At 40.2% G+C, this 19,147-nt stretch carries 21 protein-coding genes; 16 read left to right on the top strand and 5 right to left on the bottom strand.

Going from position 1 to position 19,147, the window contains the following annotated elements:
* The first annotated feature begins 210 nt into the window (after window positions 1-210).
* From L884_RS0118450 to L884_RS0118525, 16 genes are all read left to right on the top strand, one after another.
* Entirely contained in the window at window positions 211-1,599 is a 1,389-nt protein-coding gene (locus L884_RS0118450; protein ID WP_156925721.1) for a L,D-transpeptidase family protein, read from the top strand.
* Window positions 1,600-1,638: 39 nt separating this feature from the next.
* Window positions 1,639-2,034 carry a helix-turn-helix domain-containing protein gene (locus L884_RS0118455; protein WP_028768874.1) on the top strand — a complete coding sequence of 132 codons (396 nt, stop codon included), beginning with the start codon at window positions 1,639-1,641 and terminating at the stop codon, window positions 2,032-2,034.
* 738 nt (window positions 2,035-2,772) lie between these two features.
* Window positions 2,773-2,961, top strand: coding sequence for a Flp family type IVb pilin (locus L884_RS0118460; RefSeq protein ID WP_028768875.1), 189 nt, complete (start codon window positions 2,773-2,775; stop codon window positions 2,959-2,961).
* Window positions 2,962-3,037: 76 nt separating this feature from the next.
* Window positions 3,038-3,622 (top strand): A24 family peptidase, encoded by a 585-nt coding sequence (locus L884_RS0118465; RefSeq protein ID WP_028768876.1) that lies wholly within the window; start codon window positions 3,038-3,040, stop codon window positions 3,620-3,622.
* On the top strand, window positions 3,619-4,941 hold the full coding sequence (locus L884_RS0118470) for an AAA family ATPase (protein WP_037411195.1): 1,323 nt from the start codon (window positions 3,619-3,621) through the stop codon (window positions 4,939-4,941). Before L884_RS0118465 ends, L884_RS0118470 begins: the two co-directional genes overlap by 4 nt.
* Window positions 4,942-4,966: 25 nt before the next feature.
* Entirely contained in the window at window positions 4,967-5,800 is an 834-nt protein-coding gene (cpaB, locus tag L884_RS0118475; RefSeq protein ID WP_028768878.1) for a Flp pilus assembly protein CpaB, read from the top strand.
* Window positions 5,801-5,841: 41 nt separating this feature from the next.
* Window positions 5,842-7,278: a type II and III secretion system protein family protein gene (locus L884_RS0118480; RefSeq protein ID WP_028768879.1), complete on the top strand. Its 1,437-nt coding sequence runs from the start codon at window positions 5,842-5,844 to the stop codon at window positions 7,276-7,278.
* 16 nt (window positions 7,279-7,294) lie between these two features.
* The gene (locus L884_RS0118485) at window positions 7,295-7,576 is read left to right on the top strand and encodes a hypothetical protein (RefSeq protein ID WP_169731794.1); all 282 of its coding nucleotides are present in this window, start codon (window positions 7,295-7,297) and stop codon (window positions 7,574-7,576) included.
* 17 nt (window positions 7,577-7,593) lie between these two features.
* Window positions 7,594-8,898: a pilus assembly protein TadG-related protein gene (locus L884_RS0118490; protein WP_028768881.1), complete on the top strand. Its 1,305-nt coding sequence runs from the start codon at window positions 7,594-7,596 to the stop codon at window positions 8,896-8,898.
* Between the two features lie 8 nt (window positions 8,899-8,906).
* Complete coding sequence (locus L884_RS0118495) at window positions 8,907-9,377, top strand: TadE/TadG family type IV pilus assembly protein (RefSeq protein ID WP_028768882.1); 471 nt, start codon at window positions 8,907-8,909, stop codon at window positions 9,375-9,377.
* Entirely contained in the window at window positions 9,374-9,808 is a 435-nt protein-coding gene (locus L884_RS0118500; RefSeq protein ID WP_028768883.1) for a TadE/TadG family type IV pilus assembly protein, read from the top strand. The genes L884_RS0118495 and L884_RS0118500 overlap by 4 nt, the downstream gene beginning before the upstream one ends.
* A 303-nt stretch (window positions 9,809-10,111) precedes the next feature.
* A complete protein-coding gene (locus L884_RS0118505; RefSeq protein WP_245603168.1) occupies window positions 10,112-11,113 on the top strand; it encodes a CpaE/TadZ family protein in 1,002 nt (333 codons plus the stop codon).
* 2 nt (window positions 11,114-11,115) lie between these two features.
* Window positions 11,116-12,444, top strand: a complete 1,329-nt coding sequence (locus tag L884_RS0118510) for a TadA family conjugal transfer-associated ATPase (RefSeq protein WP_028768885.1) — start codon at window positions 11,116-11,118, stop codon at window positions 12,442-12,444.
* A gap of 12 nt (window positions 12,445-12,456) precedes the next feature.
* A complete protein-coding gene (locus L884_RS0118515; RefSeq protein ID WP_028768886.1) occupies window positions 12,457-13,434 on the top strand; it encodes a type II secretion system F family protein in 978 nt (325 codons plus the stop codon).
* A gap of 1 nt (window position 13,435) precedes the next feature.
* Window positions 13,436-14,401, top strand: coding sequence for a type II secretion system F family protein (locus tag L884_RS0118520; RefSeq protein WP_028768887.1), 966 nt, complete (start codon window positions 13,436-13,438; stop codon window positions 14,399-14,401).
* A 100-nt stretch (window positions 14,402-14,501) separates the two neighbouring features.
* Entirely contained in the window at window positions 14,502-15,509 is a 1,008-nt protein-coding gene (locus tag L884_RS0118525) for a tetratricopeptide repeat protein (protein ID WP_156925722.1), read from the top strand.
* A gap of 40 nt (window positions 15,510-15,549) precedes the next feature.
* Here L884_RS0118525 and L884_RS0118530 read toward each other — a convergent pair whose 3' ends face one another.
* Genes L884_RS0118530 through hypB form a run of 5 tightly spaced genes read right to left on the bottom strand, consistent with a single transcriptional unit; the run spans window position 15,550 to window position 19,061 of the window.
* Entirely contained in the window at window positions 15,550-15,897 is a 348-nt protein-coding gene (locus tag L884_RS0118530) for a hydrogenase maturation nickel metallochaperone HypA/HybF (RefSeq protein ID WP_028768889.1), read from the bottom strand.
* On the bottom strand, window positions 15,897-16,919 hold the full coding sequence (hypE, locus tag L884_RS0118535) for a hydrogenase expression/formation protein HypE (RefSeq protein WP_028768890.1): 1,023 nt from the start codon (window positions 16,917-16,919) through the stop codon (window positions 15,897-15,899). The genes L884_RS0118530 and hypE overlap by 1 nt, the downstream gene beginning before the upstream one ends.
* Window positions 16,916-18,037 (bottom strand): hydrogenase formation protein HypD, encoded by a 1,122-nt coding sequence (hypD, locus tag L884_RS0118540; protein WP_028768891.1) that lies wholly within the window; start codon window positions 18,035-18,037, stop codon window positions 16,916-16,918. The genes hypE and hypD overlap by 4 nt, the downstream gene beginning before the upstream one ends.
* Window positions 18,037-18,285: a HypC/HybG/HupF family hydrogenase formation chaperone gene (locus L884_RS0118545; protein WP_028768892.1), complete on the bottom strand. Its 249-nt coding sequence runs from the start codon at window positions 18,283-18,285 to the stop codon at window positions 18,037-18,039. Before L884_RS0118545 ends, hypD begins: the two co-directional genes overlap by 1 nt.
* Window positions 18,285-19,061: a hydrogenase nickel incorporation protein HypB gene (gene hypB / locus L884_RS0118550; protein WP_028768893.1), complete on the bottom strand. Its 777-nt coding sequence runs from the start codon at window positions 19,059-19,061 to the stop codon at window positions 18,285-18,287. Before hypB ends, L884_RS0118545 begins: the two co-directional genes overlap by 1 nt.
* Window positions 19,062-19,147 lie beyond the last annotated feature (86 nt).

Here is a 19,147-nt window from a genome sequence, read left to right on the forward strand (position 1 = left end):
GCTTAAAAGAACCATTAATAGCAAACTTAAAAGTAAGCTAGTTAAATCACTTGTTTGTTTTTTCAATGGCTAAACCTAAGTTCATTGCAGCGTTTGTTGGTAATTTCCATTATAGGATAGATTGTAGGCGATGGTTTGCAAACAATTGGCTTTAAAAAGCATCTGTCTATACCAGTTATTTAGATTATGTACTAAACCTAAAAGCTAATATTGGCAAAAGTTAGCGACTTCTCTACAGATAAAATGTTTTTCGCTAAGCTTGAGGGAATCGTAATGCATCTAAAAAGTATGTTAATGCGCTATTTCACTCTAATGATTTACGTTTGGATATTTTTTCATTCAAATCTTTGTTTTACATCGCAAGTTTCAATAGTTGATACGGCAGAGGACAGCAATAAATCACAACAGTTAAAGTTACTTGCTGTGGATCTTGGTGCCAATCCTAAAGAGATAAATAGATTACAATTAGATGAGGTAATTAATTTTTTAAATAGTAGGCTAGAGCTGACGTTTTTTAACGTTGGATTTGACCATGGCAAAACGTTAACTGCTGAGTTTTATTACAATATCTTATATGACAGCGACATTCGCGCATTAAGGTTGAAAATCGCTAGTTATAACGCACTAGTTGACTATCAGTGGCCTGAATTGAGTGGTATTGAGATAAAGCTCGGATTTAAGCATGTGGAGGTAGCAAAACTCAGGTGGATGTTGCGAATGTATGGCGATCTGCAACCATACTCCATCTCGCCTTATCAAGAAAGTGTTGTTGATCCATCTATTACAGAAGCCCTTAAGGCTTTTCAGCGCCGTCACGGAATAACCGCAACTGGGGATCTAAATGAAAAAACCTTGGCATTTATTAATAATAATCCTTTAGATACTCTAGATGAATTAAGAGAGACATTAAGCAAACATATTGTTAGAAAAACACAGGCTAACGAATATATCGAAGTAAATCTCAAAAGTGCGTTATTAAAAGTAATAAAATCTGGAAATATTATCATTGAAATGCCTGTGATTGTTGGGCGCCCATCAAAACAAACACCTCAACTTAATACCTTTTTGACGCGTATAACTGTTAACCCTGATTGGACACCACCTAGAAGTATTATTGATACAGATTTAAAGCAGTCTTTAATTAAATATGATAACTATCTAAATAGTAACAACTTTGTTATTGTCGATAAGAAAGGTAAGAGGCTTAAAGCAACATCTGAGCTAATAAACATATCGAATTTTGATTCAGCGACTAGAGCTTATAAACTTGTTCAATTACCGGGCTCAAATAATGCATTAGGCAAGTACCGCTTTTCAATTCCTAACTCAAATTCAATTTATCTACATGATACACCGGATAAAACCTTATTTAAGCTTAAAGATAGAGCGCTGAGCCACGGCTGCATTAGGTTGCTTCATCCAGATAAACTAGCAAGCTATTTAATTAAAAAAGAGACTAATCAATTTAGGCATTCATTTAGTCAGGCTGTCGCTGGTAGTAGCAAAACATATTTTAAATTGAGTCAGCCGTTACCTGTGCATATTGTATCAGACAGTATTTGGTTGGATGGATTAGGTGCTTTACAGGTAAGAAATTAAATTTTGGCTATAATTTTAGATAGTGTAAAGGGGGGGGAGATGGACAGTTTTTGTTATGATAATGAGTCTTTAGTTAAGATCCTCAGGAAAGAAAAAAATGCTCGAATGAAGCTGAAATTGTTAGCTATTCTGCACTTTCAGGATGGTAAATCTCGCTATCAAATTGCCGATTATCTGAAAGTAAGTAGAACCAGCGTCAATCGATGGGTGAGTGATTATTTATCAAAAGGATTAGAAGGACTTAAAGAGAAGCCTCATTCAGGAAGGCCAAACACTTTATCTGCTGCACAGTTAAGTCAGCTAAAGTCATTTATTAATACTGGTGGTGATAGTAAAAACAATATTACTGGAGTTGAAGTGCAACAATATATTGAAGATAATTTTGGAGTTAAATATGAAATATCAAGTGTTTACAAGTTAATAGATAGACTGTGATTATGGTTAAAAATCAATCTAATAATGACTTGGGATATGTAATAATATCTTGTTATTGCTTGTTGTAATCAATTTGGCTTGATATTTAATTTTTCCAAAAGACTCATTTGTTCGTATGCATATTAAATTTTATAGTAATTTAAATTTAGGGTACTTTGGTTGCCGTTTTGGTTGTAAACTCTTCCCTACAATAAAGTCATTTTCAGTTACTTTTCATGATTATCAATTCTACAAGGCTTTAAGCGTTGCAATAAAATGCATCTGGCCTTTGATTTTTACGCTCTTTATTTTCTGTTTTTCAATTTTTTCAATGATTTATAGTTGAGGTTCTGTTTTGTTGCGGTCTTAATGTTGATTAATAAATTGGTCTAATTTTACAAGTTGCTTACGTTTGTGGCTTTGACGGTAAAGTTTAAGAGATTATTGAGTTATTTAAGCTAGTTAGCATCTTCTATAGCTAAAATATTATTACATACAGTGTCTTATTTTAAACAAGTTTAACCCTATATTTTTCATCAACATAACTTGAAAAATAATCAAACTTTAGTATTAATTGTTAACTTAAAATAAGAAGTGTTTTATTTTAAATAGATCATCAAATTATTCCACATGGTTCGAGTTTGATCCATTTGCTACTTTTATAAGTAGCGTTACGAGGGATAGCTTATTTTGCTTGATTACGTAGCAAACAGGGGATTACCAATATATAGGTAATTGAGCACCATAGTGGAGAGTCTCATGAATATTAAAAGCGTAATGAAACAATTTATTGAAGATGAAAGTGGTTTAACAGCGGTAGAGTATGCTATTGCTGGTGGTTTAGTTGTTGGTGGTATGATTGCGGCTTTTAGTGAGTTAGGTGATAACGCTACAAGTCGAATTGAATGTTTAGCGTCGGCAGTAAATGGTGATAGTACAAACTGTTAAATGAATTTAGATACAAAGGGTAAAGGTCAAGTTCAAGTAATTGAATGCGATCTTTACTTTAATTAAAGGTTTCTAAATGAACGATGATCAGATTGTTTCTCAAGTACTATTTTGTGGTGTTTTTCTATTTGTAGCTATTGCATATGATCTATTAACTCACAAGATCCCAAATTGGCTGTCTCTAGCCGCAATAGCCAGTGGATTTCTAATCAATAGTTACTTCTCCCATTTTAATGGTTTACTACACGCATTTTTAGGGTTTGTCTTAGCATTTGTCCTACTTTTTCCTGCGTTTTTGCTACGAATATTAGGTGCTGGCGATGTTAAATTAATGATGGGCATAGGCGCACTAATGGGCCCTAATTTATTATTGTGGAATCTAGCTTACGGCATAGCGGCTGGAGCTGTTACGAGTCTACTGCTTATATTGTGGAAAACAGGTATTAGCGGCGTAAGCCAAACGATCAAGCGTTACTGGGATTGTTTATATTGTAAAACCTACTTTAGGCCTGAGGAAGGGGAAGCGGCAGGACAAAAAGTACCTTATGCACCAGCGCTAGCAATTGGTTGGTTACTTGCCTGTGCTTTTAACCCGCAAATAAGCCAACTCTATACTACAGTTAGCCAATCAATAGCCTCTTCGGTAGGAAGTTTATTATGACTTCTGCAAACAACAGTCAAGCGCATCAGCTCCTAGGAAGTCATGGCGTAGAGACCACAGTTACCACTCCTTTGGTGGCTAGACCCATCAATATAGACCAAACCGGACTCAGTGAATCCTTATTATTAGATTTGATGCTAAAGCACTGCTTAGTGGCAGGAGTGTTAACCAAAGAGCGACTAACTGAATTAATGGGGGTTACGGGCGGGATTATTCAACAGTTACTGGATACGGCCAAACAACTTGCCTGGGTTGAAAACAGACAAACTACACCTGATGGTCAAATGCGTTATGCGCTTAGTCTGGGGGGCGAGACACATGCAAAACAAGCACTAGCACGAAGTGGATATGTTGGCATAGTGCCAATCCCTTTAAGTCAATACGCTCACGTTTGCAAAGCCCAATCTAGTCGCGCCAAACCAATTACTTATGAGATGCTAACGAAAGGCCTATCAGCGTTAGTTTTGCCTGACAATTTACTATTTAAAATTGGTCCAGCAATGAACTCTACGCGGCCAGTATTAATATATGGCCCGCCAGGTACAGGTAAAAGTTATTTATGTCGGCATCTCAATTTAACCTTAGGTGATTCGGTACTTATTCCCTATGCATTAGCAATAGGCAATGAAATCATTCAAGTATTCGATCCTGAGTTACATCATAAAGTTAAAGATAGCAGTGTTAAATCACTGAAACTTAGTGAGGGACATGATCCCCGTTGGTTCAGGTGTCAGCGGCCATTAAGGATTACAGGTGGTGAACTGACCGCTGAAATGTTAGAGGTCCAGTTTGATAGCCATAGTAGAACTTATAAGGCGCCAATACAGTTAAAAGCGAACAATGGCATTTTACTTTTAGATGATTTAGGCCGTCAAAAAATAAGTGCTAAGCAATTGTTTAATCGTTGGATTATTCCAATGGAAGAGCGAAGGGACTTTTTAAGTTTACAATCTGGTGAGCACTTTGAAATTCCGTTTGAATTGATATTACTCTTCTCAACAAACCTTGATCCTAAACAGTTGGTAGATGAGGCCTTCTTACGGCGGCTCGGCTATAAAATTCACTTTGATGCACTTGATGAACGTTTGTATCGCAAGATTTGGTTTCAAGTATGCGGATCACTAGATTTGAACTGTAGCGAAGAAATATTTCAGTATCTGCTTGAAGAGTACCATCAACGTTATAAAAAACCATTAATTCCCTGCTACCCAAGAGATCTACTTGGGATTATGTCAGATCAAATTGCCTTTATGGAGTTTGAGCGAGTGATCACGCCCTCATTGATTGATTCGGCATGGTCTATCTATTTTGTTGAATAAAGTAAGGGAAGCCTAGGAGAACGAAATGAACAATAAAACCCTGTTATTTGTCATTTTATCATTAGTGTTCGGTATCGTTGCTGTCTATCTTGCCCAGAACTGGTTAAAGACAAATACTCAAACAGAAAAAGTGGGTTCTACGTCTACGGTTGTCACTATGGTATCTGAAGTGCCGCTTGGGACAATTATAGAGCGTAAGCATTTAGCGTTAACTCCGGTGCCCGATGATTTTATACCTAAAGGTGCACTAACCGAAATAAGTCAAGCTGAGGGGCAGGTTGTCAAAAACCGTTTGTATCAAGGAGAAGTACTACGTAAAGAAAGAATTACCCCTAAAGGTGAAGGAAGTACTTTGGCTAGCCTTATTACACCAACAATGCGAGCAGTAACGATACGAGTCAATGATGTTGTCGGTGTGGCTGGTTTTCTTCTTCCTGGCAATCGCGTTGATATTATAAATATTATTACAAAAGGCGGGCTTAAAACCGATGTGGTTTTGTCAAATGTAAAAATATTGGCGATTGATCAGCGAGCATCAAATGATGAAAACAAGCCAGTTGTGGTTCGAGCGGTGACTTTGGAACTAAGTCTAGAGCAAGCTGAAACCTTGATGATTGCAAAAAGTCGTGGAGCACTTCAGTTAGCGTTAAGAAACCCGAATGACACAGCCATTATAGAGTTAGCAAATTTAGATCTTAAGCCCGTTAAGAATGAGTTCGAACAAGCTGTTATCGATCAGCCTGAGCCAATAGCAGATATAAGCCAAAAGACTACGGCAATGGAAAGTTCTGCCTATAAGGTTTTATTGCTGAAAGGTATGCAAGAGCAAGAGATTAAAATTGAAAACAAGCCTGAATAAGCAGGTCGCAAACATAGAGCAGATTATAGAAGGAGAACGACATGTTATTAACTCGATATAGCATCTTGGTTTGTTTGCTAGCTTGTTTTTATAGCCAACTTGTTATTGCTGGTGGGCCAACAGCTGGGATCAGAAATGAGGTGTTACCAATACCCATATTTAAGTCTCGCATATTCATGTTAGACAAACCGGTGCATCGAGTTTCCGTTGGGAGTCCGGCAATTGCAGACATTAAGTTGCTGCCTAATAATGAACTTTATGTATTGGGTAAACAATTAGGTAGTACTAACATCATGATTTGGAATGAAAATGAGCAACTATCTAAAATAATGGATATTGAGGTGACCCATGATTTAAATGGCTTAAAACTGCGTTTGCACCAGTTTTTACCATCGGAAAAGTTGGGGGTTCAAACCTCACAAGGTCAGTTGTTATTAAGCGGTCAGGCTTCAAATTTGCAAAAAATGAACACTGCGGTTGAGTTGGCACAAGGTTACGCTGAGGCGGCAGCGGGTGGGAGAGCGCCGAGTAAAGTGCTCAATATGATGACCATTGGTGGAGATCATCAAGTCATGCTTGAGGTCGTGGTAGCTGAGGTGCAGCGTAATGTTGCAAGACAGTTTGATTCTAAATTTTTTATATTTAATCAAGGTTCAAACTTGTCTGGTGGGATAGTCGGTGGCGGCGGTGGCTTCGACCCCGGAAACATTGGTGGTATCGATAGCAAAGGTATTTTTGCGCAGTATATCAATGGCGATCTGTTGATGAACTTTGCGCTCGATGTTGCTAAGCAAAATGGATTAGCCAAGGTATTGGCTGAGCCAAACGTGACCGCGATGAGCGGACAATCGGCAGAGTTTTTATCTGGTGGGGAGTTCCCAATACCCGTACCGGGAGAGAACGGCAATACTACGATTGAATACAGAGATTATGGGGTTGGAGTTAAATTTGTACCTACAGTTTTAGATTCAGGCCAGATAAATCTAAATCTGAATGTGGTTGTGAGTGAGATAAGCAACTCCAATGGTTTTGTCATTACCGGTAATACTTCAACTTCCCTTGTTGTTCCTTCACTAGTGAAACGTAGCACTGCTACTACCGTAGAACTTGCTGATGGCCAAACTATTGCGATTAGTGGGCTTATTAGCGATACATTACGAGAAAACATCGATAAATTGCCAGGACTTGGGGATGTTCCGGTACTCGGCCAGCTCTTTACAAGTAAGAGCTTTCAAAGCGGACAAAGTGAGTTAGTTATTCTCGTTACCCCAAGACTGGTTAGGGCCTTTAATAAGAAGGATATCTCTTTGCCTACAGACGGGTTTGTGCTGCCATCTGATGTTGAGTTTTACCTGTTAGGTAAATTATCCCATAAGCAAAAACCGGAGAAAGCAGATGAAACCCGTTATCAACCAGTTAGGTCTGAGTCTCAGCTAGATGATACAGGTACTCAACAAAAATACGGTCATTCTCTCTAATTTGAGGCGATAGCTTATGAAACCAATTGCTAAAAAAATTTATTTTGTTGCACTTTTTATTTTCGGTGTAGCTATTAGTGGTTGTACCAAAATCAATGACTTTGAGATGGGAGACAGCTACTACCGTATTAAACAAGTGCAAATATTAGACCCACAAGCAGCAGAAAAAAACGACGGTATTATACTTAGTCTAGATGGTAATTATGGAAGAAAAGTGATGCAGACTTATCGTTCTAGCACTGTAGAACCAGCCTCTGCTCGAGGGATGGGCTCTGTATCAAGTGGTAACTCTAATTAGTTTAGAGGGCTTTAATTATGGCGAGGACAATCGTTAAAAGATCATTTTCAAGAAACGCTCAGACTGGTGCGATTATTGTGATGTTTACTATTGGCCTTTTTGCAATAGTCGCGATGGCCGCACTTGCGATTGATGGTAGCCATATGCTGCTTAATAAAGGTCGATTACAAAATTCGGTTGATTCTGCCGCATTAAGTGCAGCGAAAGTGCTTCAAGATGGCGGAACCTTAACTGAGGCAAGGCAAGCAGTTATAGCCATTTTGGCGCAAAACTTAAATCATGCCGAAAACATAGAGCTTGAAGATGTTATATCACTTGCGAGCCCTGACTACTCAAGCGAACAGGTCACTAGCCATGTATCTGTTGAATTTTCAGCGTTACCTGATCCGTTCATTGCCGGAGCCGATGAGACGTTCGAATATGTAAGAGTTCGCGTTGAAGGGGTTAATTTAGCTAACTATTTAGCGCAAGTGTTTAATTTTAATAAAACAGTTAGAGCTTCTGCTGTGGCAGGTAGAAGTACAGATATTGAATGTTTAAATAAAGTTGTTCCGCTTTTAGTTTGCGGGGATATGTCACAGCCAACAAATAATTACGGCATGACACATGGTAGTTTGCATGTGATGAAAATCGGCTCCAAGCAAAAACCAAGTGATCCTGACATCACCTTAGGCCCCGGAAACTTTCAATTATTAGATTTAGGTGGACCCGGTGGTAAAGGTATAGAGCAAGGGCTTGCTGGTGAGTTTTCACCTAATGCGTGTGTGAGTGTTGGTCAAAATATTCCAACTGAACCTGGTAATAAGGTCGGCCCGGTGGCAACAGGTTTAAATACACGTTTTGGCACTTGGCCCAATGGAGGCCAGTTAAATTCGACTGATCACCCACGAGATATCAATACCTGCGAAGGTGACAGGTTATTGGTTGATTCAGAGAGCCAAATTACTAACCCTGCAGCAGAGTATTACAGTTATGCCGCTTACTATGGCCAGGATGTGAATGAAAATCCAGTGTCTTCAAGCTTACATTGCAAAACGGGCAATATCATTGACTCTTCATCTACTCGAGCCGATCGCAGAAAGCTACCTATAGTCATAGGCGATTGCGATGGCAAAGTGAATGGTAAAAATGTTGTTGAGGTAAAATCCATAGGCTGCTTTTTTTTAACTCAACAAGTAGAACATACAGGTAATACATCAATTATTATTGGCGAATACATCTCCGAATGCGGTTCTTCTGGAAATGCATCACTTGATCCTGATTTTGACAGTGACAACTTCACTATCGTGTTATATCGAGATCCTGATAGCCCTGACTCTTAGGCTTGATTATGGATAGAAAACAGCAACAAGGCATTGCGGTGATAGAATTCACTCTGGTGTTACCAATACTGGTACTGATCATTTTTACCACCGTCGAGCTTGGTCGTTTGTTATTTCAATATAGCGAACTGACACGCATGGCCAGAAGTGGCGGACGTTTCATTGCTAATACCGCAATAGTAAACACGACAGGGACTTTACCTAGTACGCTATCTGATGCCAACTGTGACTTCTGTATTTCAAAGATGAAGCGGGTGCTGTTAGCTGGTGATACGGTCAATTCTGCGTCTAATCTTTCTGGGCTTACTGCTGCTGATATTACCGTTGTCGAGTATCCAGCTGATAGCGGAGTGTTAGTGGTGAGTGTGAGCTATGACTGGACGCCGCTGTTTTCTGATAAGTTACAAACTTTCTCTTTTGCTGAAGATATCGACATTAGTTTTAACTTAAATGCCAGTTATGCGGTTACAGCATTATGATTAAACAACGAGGTGTTTACGTTATTGAATTTACCTTAGTGGCTGCAGTCTTTTTTATTTTACTGTTTGCCGCCATTGAGTTTGGTCGTCTGTTATTTACCTATAATGTATTGCATGAAGCCTCAAGAAGAGCCGCTAGGCTTGCGGTGGTATGTCAAGTTAATAGTGATATTAACTCGATTGCGCTTTTCAATGATGCCGACATCTTACCTAATTTGAACGCAACTAATTTAACAATAAGCTACTTGAGCTATGACGGCAATAATGCTTCCGGTATCGATATTGATCTAGTCAGAGCTGAAATAAAAGATTATCAGCACCAATTTTTAGTGCCGGGCTTATATCGGACTTTAAACTCGCCAACTTTCGTAACAACCTTGCCTCGAGAAAGCTTAGGGGTATTTAAAGGCGGTACTACAGACTGTAGTTAAAAGAATAAAAATACTAACCGATTATTGTCTATAGTTTATATAGCCAAAACATTTGAGACGGGGGGATGCAATATGGATAAGCCAATTGAGCTATACGTCTCTAATGATCATAACGACCCACAAAAAATTATGCATATTAGTTTACCGTTTCAGATTAAGGCCGTTGTGGTTAGTAATGGCATACAGTCATTAGACTGGTTGAAAACTAGCTTACAAAGTGTTGGTAATCTTCACTCAAAATCCTGCTGTTTTTTAGAGCCCTACCTTGCTAACAATCAACATGACTTCAACCTAGTACTATTATTGTTACCCAATGATTTACAAGAAGCTGAGTCAGCACTTAAATATGCTGCTAATTTTGATTGTGACATTGTCATTCTTGGATTAAATACTCCGCAACAGGTTTTAAGGCTTGCGTTTCAATTTGGGGTAACGGACTTCATTCCACAGGGTTCGCCTAGAGAGGAGTTGGTCAATTCTATAGAGAAGATTTCGGCTAAGTTATTAAGACAAGCTAAGCTCGCCCCTGTTATTGCCGTTGTCAATGGTAAAGCAGGTTCTGGAGCGAGTTTTATCAGCGCCAGCCTTGCCGATATTGCGTCTAAAGATACCAGTGTAGAGGTGGCATTATTGGATTTAGATCTTCATCAAGGAAGCCTAGCTCATATGCTTGGTAGAGCTGCAAAGTATTCAATATGTGATGTATTAACCTCGATTGAAGCACTCGATGAAGTGGCCTTGAAAAGTACGATGACCAACAATGCTGGTGTCAGCTTATTGGCTGCCAAACCTTATGAGCTGCTTATGCTTGAACAGCAGGTTGATTTTTCAAAAAGCAAACAGCTGTTATGGAAATTTAGGCACTTCTATAAACAAGTTATTCTAGACCTTTCTAGAGGACCGGAATTATGGAATTACCAACTCTTAACTGATGCGACGATCTTAATTGTTACTCAGCAGCATATTATGCATTTAAGACAAACCAAGGACTTAGTTACACAGTTAACTCAAAATATGGGAATTGCGATCGACAATATTCACTTAATTGTTAATCGTTATGACAAAAATTCGAGCATCTCTATTGCCGATGTAAAAGAAACAATCGGCATTGAGCGTGTTTATACAATTATCAATGATTATAAACTCGCAAGTGAGTGTGTTGAGTTAAGTAAATCAATAACTGAACTTGGCAAAAAACAAAAGTTGGTTGCAGATTTTAGAAATTTAGCCCAAAAGTTTCTTGCAGATGAAACCAGTGAGTTAGCGGGGAAAAAAGGGTTCTGGCAACGAGTACTAGGGAAGTAAAAATGGAAAGTAATCATCAGCCCAAACAAACTGTCGCCTTTCAGCCATTAACGGCAGAAGAACAAGGGATAAAAGTGGCTTTGTACGAAAAGTTGCTCACAGTAATGGACCTTTCCTTAATTGAAACTATCTCCAAAGAACAAGCAAAAGAGCAGATTAGTGAAATTAGTGAACAGATCCTCAATGAACTCAGTTTACCTATTACCCTACCAACCAGAAAGCGCATCATTAATCTTATTATCGATGAGGTACTCGGATTGGGTCCATTAGAAGTATTACTTGCTGATCCTTCTATCTCTGACATTTTAGTTAACTCATTTGACCGAGTATATGTAGAACGTCACGGCAAACTCCAAGCTGTCGATATTCAATTTCACAGTAATGCCCATTTATTAAATATTATTGATCGTATTGTATCGAGTGTTGGCCGTCGAATTGATGAGTCTTCACCTATGGTAGATGCAAGGCTTGCCGATGGTTCTCGTGTAAATGCCATCATACCGCCGCTGGCATTAGATGGGCCGTCACTTTCGATACGGCGTTTCTCCGTTGAAAAATTAAATGCAAGACAGTTAATCGATATTGGATCGGTTACGGAATCAATGATTGAACTGCTTAAAGGCGGAGTAAAGGGCAAGTTAAATATATTGGTGTCTGGAGGAACGGGTAGCGGTAAAACCACGCTGTTAAATATGTTGTCAGGCTTTATTCCAGCGGATGAACGTATCGTTACGATTGAAGATTCTGCAGAACTGCAGTTGCAACAACCTCATACAGTCCGATTAGAAACAAGGCCACAAAATATTGAAGGAAGAGGAGAAGTTTCTCAGCGTGATCTGGTTAAAAACTGTTTAAGGATGCGTCCTGACAGAATTGTTATCGGCGAGGTTCGTGGTGGTGAAGCACTCGATATGTTGACCGCCATGAATACTGGTCATGAAGGCTCGTTAACGACACTGCATGCAAACAGCCCTCGCGACGCATTAGCGAGACTGGAATATATGGTGTGTATGGCGGGGTTTGACATGCCGGTGAGTAATATTAGGTCACAAATAGCAGCAGCTATTGATTTAGTCGTTCAGTTAGAGCGTCAAGAAGATGGACGTAGGCGGGTTACTAGTATTCAAGAGATAAACGGTATGGAAGGCGAAGTGATAACTATGTCTGAGATATTTCGGTTTGCGCGTGCTGGTATTGATGAAAATTCGATGATTATTGGCGATTTTGAAGCAACTGGAGTTGTGCCAGGATTTCACAAAAAACTTAAACAACATGGTATCGATTTACCTTATCAATTGTTTAATTGTGGTGATCCATTTGCCGAATTTTAAGGAGAGACCTTTATGTTTTCTGATCAAGTTATCTTTTTAGGTCTGGTTTTTATTGCAGTGCTTTTTTTAACTCAAGCTCTCTTTCTGCCTGTTTATAGTCCTCAGCGTGCCAATACAGCTTTAGTACGTAAGCGATTAAAAAAGCTATCACAAGAGGCCGGTGATAATAGCTTTGAAACTTCGTTACTGCGAAAGAGTAGATTAGAGAAGTTAGGTGTAATTGGTCGTTGGCTTGAAAGTATCGAATTTATTGAAAGCTTAAGTTATCGCTTAGAGCTTGCTGATTATAAATTAATGGGTCATCAATTCATTGTATTAGCTGTAGTCAGCGCAACGTTTGTTAGCGTAGTCGCTTGGTTGCTGTTGCCCCAAATTACAGTGGCACTGTTTTGCTTCGTTATTACCTTGTTACTATTCAATTTGAAACTAAATAGAGATACAGCAAAACGAATGGACAAAATAGAAGAGGATTTTCCTGACGCACTAGATGTTCTTCGTAGAGCTCTGTTAGCAGGTTATTCTTTTTCTGATGCGGTGAAATTGGTAACGGAAGAAATGCAGGGGCCGTTAGCCAAAGAATTTTCGTTAATGTTTGCCAATATTAATTACAGTAAAGACACGAAGCGAGCCATTCTTGGCTTTATCGAAAGAGTCCCAAGCGTTTCCGCTATGGCTTTTGCGAGTGCCGTAATGGTTCAAAAAGAAACAGGTGGTAACTTAGCTGAAAACATCAACAATCTTGCAAGAATTATCAGATTGAGGTTCACCTTTAGACGAAGAGTTAGAACCCTATCTGCTGAAGGCCGCTTATCTGCTTGGATTTTAATTTTACTGCCTTTTGTTCTGTTTGCTGTGATTTACCTACAAACCCCTGGCTATGTTGCAGAACTAACGGGAACAGAAGAGGGCAATAGTTTATTGATGTGGGGAGCCATAGGCATGTTTGTTGGTGGCATGTGGATAAGCAGATTAATAAGGATCGATATTTGATATGGACTTTTTAATTGGTTTGTTCGAACAGTTTTTTGATGATCCGGTACATGTAGAGTGGGCTATTTATTTTATTGCTGCAGTGGCTGGTGTGATGTTAGCAATTGCCATTTCATACCTTATTAGCGGTTTATATTCACCAATAAAGGCACGATTAAAAGCAATTAATAGTGATGGTTCGAGAAAAACAATGCCACATGATGTGACTGGTACGCTTGAACATGGTATTGGAGAGATGGCTAAAAAGCCTTTTTTCAATATTTCTAATCATGAAACAAGGCGATTGTTGATCCATGCGGGATTACATTCCGAAAATGCCTTAGCGATTTTTAACGCAGCACGTCTTTTTCTCTTGTTACTCGGTGCCATTAGTGCTGTGGTACTGCTGAATGTGTTTCACGAAATTTCAGGTATGTGGGTCATTTACATTGTTTGTTTTTTTATTGGTGGAGCATTCTTATTACCTTCTGTAGTGCTACAAAGTTTGGCTAATCGACGTATGCGTCAACTAAGTGTTGGTTTTCCTGATGCATTGGATCTACTTGTCGTATGTTGTGAAGCAGGCTTAGGTTTGATGGCCGCGATGCAAAGAGTAGCAAGAGAACTCGCATTTAGTCATCCAAGCTTAGCCAGTGAATTAGAACTGGTGTGCAGTAAGGTTAGGGCGGGGTTGACGATTAAAGTTGCTTTGCAAGAGTTTACTGATAGAACAGGCCTTGAAGATATTAAGGGGCTAAACTCCGCTATTTCTCAAAGTATGCGATTAGGCACCGGAATTGCGGAAACATTAAGAGTGTTTTCTGACGAGTACCGTAATAAACGTTTACAAGCGGCAGAAGAAAAAGCGGCTAAATTGGCGGTGAAAATGATATTTCCGATGATGTGTTGTATTTGGCCTTCATTTTTTATCGTTGCCGTTGGCCCAGCGGTGCTTAAAGTAATGAAAGTATGGGGACAAGCTTTTTAGAGTTGAAATATCGTAAGTGAATATTAGTTAAATACACTTGGAACCAAGCATTTGAGGGACAGAGATGAATATAGCGAGGTGTGTTCTCCACGGTCGAAAAATGAGTTTAAGATTGTTGGTTTCCTTATGGGTTATTTTATTTGTTCAAGGGTGTAGCACCACGCCTGAAGTCGAAGAAATTACGCCAATTAAAGCACCGGATAGACAAGATCTGTTAGATGTTGCAGCGGTATCGTCAATATCTGATGATTATACGGCACCAAAAAACGAGCTTGAAGCTCTTGAAAAGGCACGTAATGAGGAACAATCAGGTAACTTAGAAAAAGCACTATATGGTTATATTCAGGCTTTAGATTTTAATGCTAAGAATGCTGATACTTTTTATCAAATTGGTCGTCTACATACCATGAGAGGTAACCTAGATATTGGTGTAAAAGCTTATAAAGAGGCGTTAGCACTTAACCCTGAATTGATGATGGCTCATGCTGATTTAGGAGTGATCAGTATGGATAGCCGTCAATATCGAGAAGCTCGCTTCCACTTAGAAAGGGCGATTAACCTTGATCAACAACGGCTTGCTATGGTCGAAATGGCTAATAAACTAAGTAGTTTTTATGTTCCGAATAGTGAGTCACCTGCGAGAGCTTATAATGCCATCGCTATACTTGAAGATGTGGAAAATCATCATCAAAAAGCCCGAGAGTATTTCCTATTAATATTGACGACAGAGCCTTATTCCCCGGTGCTAATGACTAATTTAGGTTATTCATACTACTTAACAGGTGAGTTAACCATGGCTGAAAACTACCTACGTCAGGCAATTCAAGAGGATGCTAACTACAGTCGTGCTTGGACGAACTTAGGTTTAGTTTATGTGCGTAAAGGAGATTATAAGAAAGCTTTAGCAACTTTTGAGCAAACAATGTCAGAAGCAGACGCCCTTAACGATTTGGGATATTTTTTAATGCTTGAAGGTAAGTATCAACAAGCGGTAGGTCTTTTTGAGCGAGCTATTGATATGTCACCTAGTTATTTTGAGCAAGCACAGAAAAATCTAAAGAGGGCCAAAGCAGAAATCTCCAGTGAGTTTCAACATGCGGGTCCATAAGGTGTTTATCTTGCTTGCTCTTTTACTTTAACTATTGCTTTTAGCCTTGCTCTAGCTCTAACTGCATCAGTAGCATATCTTCGCCGTCAAGTACGCGGGTGTTATTACTTTGGCAATGGCTACAGATCACGTTACGCTGATTGTGCTCACTCTGTTGACCGCATTCATTGCAGGCGATAACGAGAGGTTGAATCTGCATAACCAAGTCAGCATTGCGGCAGATCCCCTCAAGTTTAAACGTGTCGAACGCTGTGCTAAGTAAGCTTGGCTCCACGCCGCTTAAGATCCCAAGCTTAATTTCCACACGAGTAATAGCGTGAGCATTATTATCTAATGCAAGTTGCTCGCACTGCTCGATTAACGCCGTAACAATCGAATACTCATGCATTAACAGATCCTCGGTAGCAATTCACCTTGAGGTACATCCAAATAGCGGGCACTGCCCCATGGTGTTTGTAAGATGACTTTGCCTTGATTGTTTTGCTGCTCGGTAACTTGACCAATAATGCTGGCTGTTTGGCAATGACAAAATTGCTGCATTACATTCAGTGCTTTCTCTGCATTATCAGCAGGTACAGCCACAATAAATGTTCCCTCATTAGCCAGATCAAATGGTTCAAAACCATAGAGTTCGCACAAGCCTTTGACTTCATCGCTGACAGGTACTGCGTCTTCTTTCACCTCGATACAGACATTTGATGCTTTAGCCCACTCATTTAATACTGCAGACATACCACCGCGAGTGGCATCACGCATTGCATGAACTTCAACGTTGGCTGCAATTAATTGCTCAACGATTGGCCATAAATTGGCACAGTCGCTGGTGAGTTCAGATTCGAGAGTGAGTCCTTCACGTGCCATGAGGATCGCTGCGCCATGGCGGCCAATATCACGACTGACAATAATGCAGTCTCCAGCCTCAAGGTTTCTCACAGAAACATCAGGCTTGATGATTTGGCCAACCCCAGAAGTATTGATAAACAAGCCATCAACGCAGCCCTTTGGAACCACTTTAGTATCACCACAGACAATACGAGTATTGGATTTTTTTAGTTCAGTCGCCATGCTAGCAACAATGGTTTTAAGTTTTGTGATTTCAAAGCCTTCTTCAATAATCACGCTACAGCTTAAAAACTGCGGCTCAGCCCCCATCATGGCTAAATCATTTACGGTACCGGCGACAGCCAGTTTGCCAATATCGCCACCAGCAAAAAAGATCGGCGCGACGGTGAAGGAATCCGTTGTAAAGGCAACATTACCATCAAAGTGCAGTACTGCGGCATCTTCCTCTTTACGCAAAATGGCATTATCAAAGGCATTGAAAAAGATCTCTTTGATCAGGCGGTTCATCTCTTTTCCACCGCCACCATGGCTGAGCTGAATGACTTTATCGTTTGTCACTGAATTCATAAATTGACTCCGTTATAGCGGTAATAGGCATTACAGGCACCTTCGGAGCTGACCATACAGCTACCAAGGGGAGTGTCTGGACTGCAGCCACGACCAAAGACTTTGCAATCTTTGGGTTTACAAAGGCCTCTTAGAATATCGCCGCACTGACAAGCTTTATGGTCGTCGATCTCTACTTGAGGTAATACATTGGCATAAACACGCTCGGCATCTAAATGTGCGTATTCAGGTTTGAGCATGAGTGCGGAGTTTTCAATGGGTCCCAATCCTCGCCAGCGAAACTCGGGCCTTATCGTCAGGTACTTATCAATCAAGGCTTGGGCAGTTTGATTACCATTTTCAGATACTGAGCGGCTATATTGATTTTCAAGTTCGGCACGCTGCTCAGCTTTTTGTTTTACCAGCATTAAAATAGATTGCATCACATCTACCGGCTCAAAGCCGGATACCACGACAGGGGTGCTATATGTCTCTACGGCTTGTCGATAGATCTTTGCCCCACTAATGACACTGACGTGGGCTGGGCCAATAAAGGCATTAACTTTTACAAGTGGATCGCTCATGACCGCATCTATAGCGGGTGGAACTAACACATGGTTTATATGAAACAGCAGATTATTGATACCACGCTGGCTTGCTTGGTCAATTAGTACTGCTGTCATTGGCGTTGAGGTTTCAAAGCCGATGGCAAAAAAAATGATGGTTTTGTCAGGGTTGTCAGCAGCTATGGTTAAGGTATCTAACGGGTCGTAAATCGGTCTTATATCGCAGCCTTTAGCCCTAAACTGCGCCAAACTGCCTTTTGAACCGGGCACGCGGATCATGTCACCTAGTGTCACTAAAATGGTATCAGGTTGACTGGCGAGCGTGGCAGCATGGTCGATGCGCTCTTTAGGCATGATGCAGACAGGGCAGCCGGGGCCATGAATAAACTCGATATTACTTGGCAGTAATTGATTAAGGCCGTACTTCATTATGGTGTGGGTATGACCACCACACACCTCCATAATATTAATCTTACCTTCTACTTGGCTGGCATAGTGGCTTATTTGCTGAGCAAGCGAGCGGATCACCTTAGGATCACGAAAACCTTGATAAAGATCGGCTAAGGCAATCATTATGCCTCCCGCTCTTGCTGTTCAAGTTTGCTGACTATCTCCTTATATAGCGCTAAGCTTTCCATAGCATCAGCTTTGTCTATTTTGTTCATTACAAAGCCAATGTGGATCAGTACGTAATCGTCGAGCGCTAACGGTTCTGCCAGCAAATGACTGCTGACTTTGCGTTTTACCCCCATAGTATCGACGGTAACGGCTTGTTCATCTGGATGAAGCTCAACCACTTTTGACGGGATAGAAAGACACATTAACCAGTCACTCCCACATTGTTATTAAGCCATTGCACCACTTTTTCTAAAGATTCAGGCTGCTTAACTGAGATCTCAATCAGCTCTACGTTCGGGTTGAGTTTTTGTAGCTGCTTACGTGACTCTTCAATACTGAAGTCAAAGTGGGGCATTAAGTCGGATTTGGTTATTAATACCAGATCAGCACGGCGGAACATCACCGGGTATTTCTCGATTTTGTCGTCACCTTCAGGAACAGACAGCAAAACGATATTTTTATGGGTGCCAACGTCATAGCTTGCAGGACAGACAAGATTACCGACATTTTCTACAAAACAAATATCGATTGTATCTAAATCGATATGGTGTAGCGCGCTATGTACCATAAATGCATCTAAGTGGCAGGCTGCACCCGTTTGAATTTGATAAGCATTAATACCTTTGGCTTTTAATCTATCGGCATCGCGAGAAGTTTCTAGATCGCCCTCAATAACGGCATATTTTAGATCGGTATATTGATGCAAGTGTTCAAGTAGTGTGGTTTTGCCACTGCCAGGGCTACTCATAAGGTTGAAGGCGGTGATCCCTTTGGCTTCGAAGTGGTCACGATTGTGCTGTGCTTCAATATCGTTCTTATCAAGAATTTTATGGATCACCGACAAGGTGGTTTTATCGTTTAATTGTGGGTTGCTGGCAAGGTTTTGATCATGTCTCGAATGGGATCCATTAGTATGCGAGTGGCCAGTTTTTAGTAGGGGATCGTGTCGGGCAATAGAACAGCCGCAGTCTTGGCACATAGGAAACTCCGTTTATTATAGTTAAGCCATTGTCGATCACACCTCGCAAGCACGTTTTGATTTAAATCAGCTTTATCAAGGTGTAT

It is taken from the genome of Shewanella fidelis ATCC BAA-318, from assembly GCF_000518605.1.
GTDB classification, from domain to species: Bacteria; Pseudomonadota; Gammaproteobacteria; order Enterobacterales; family Shewanellaceae; genus Shewanella; species Shewanella fidelis.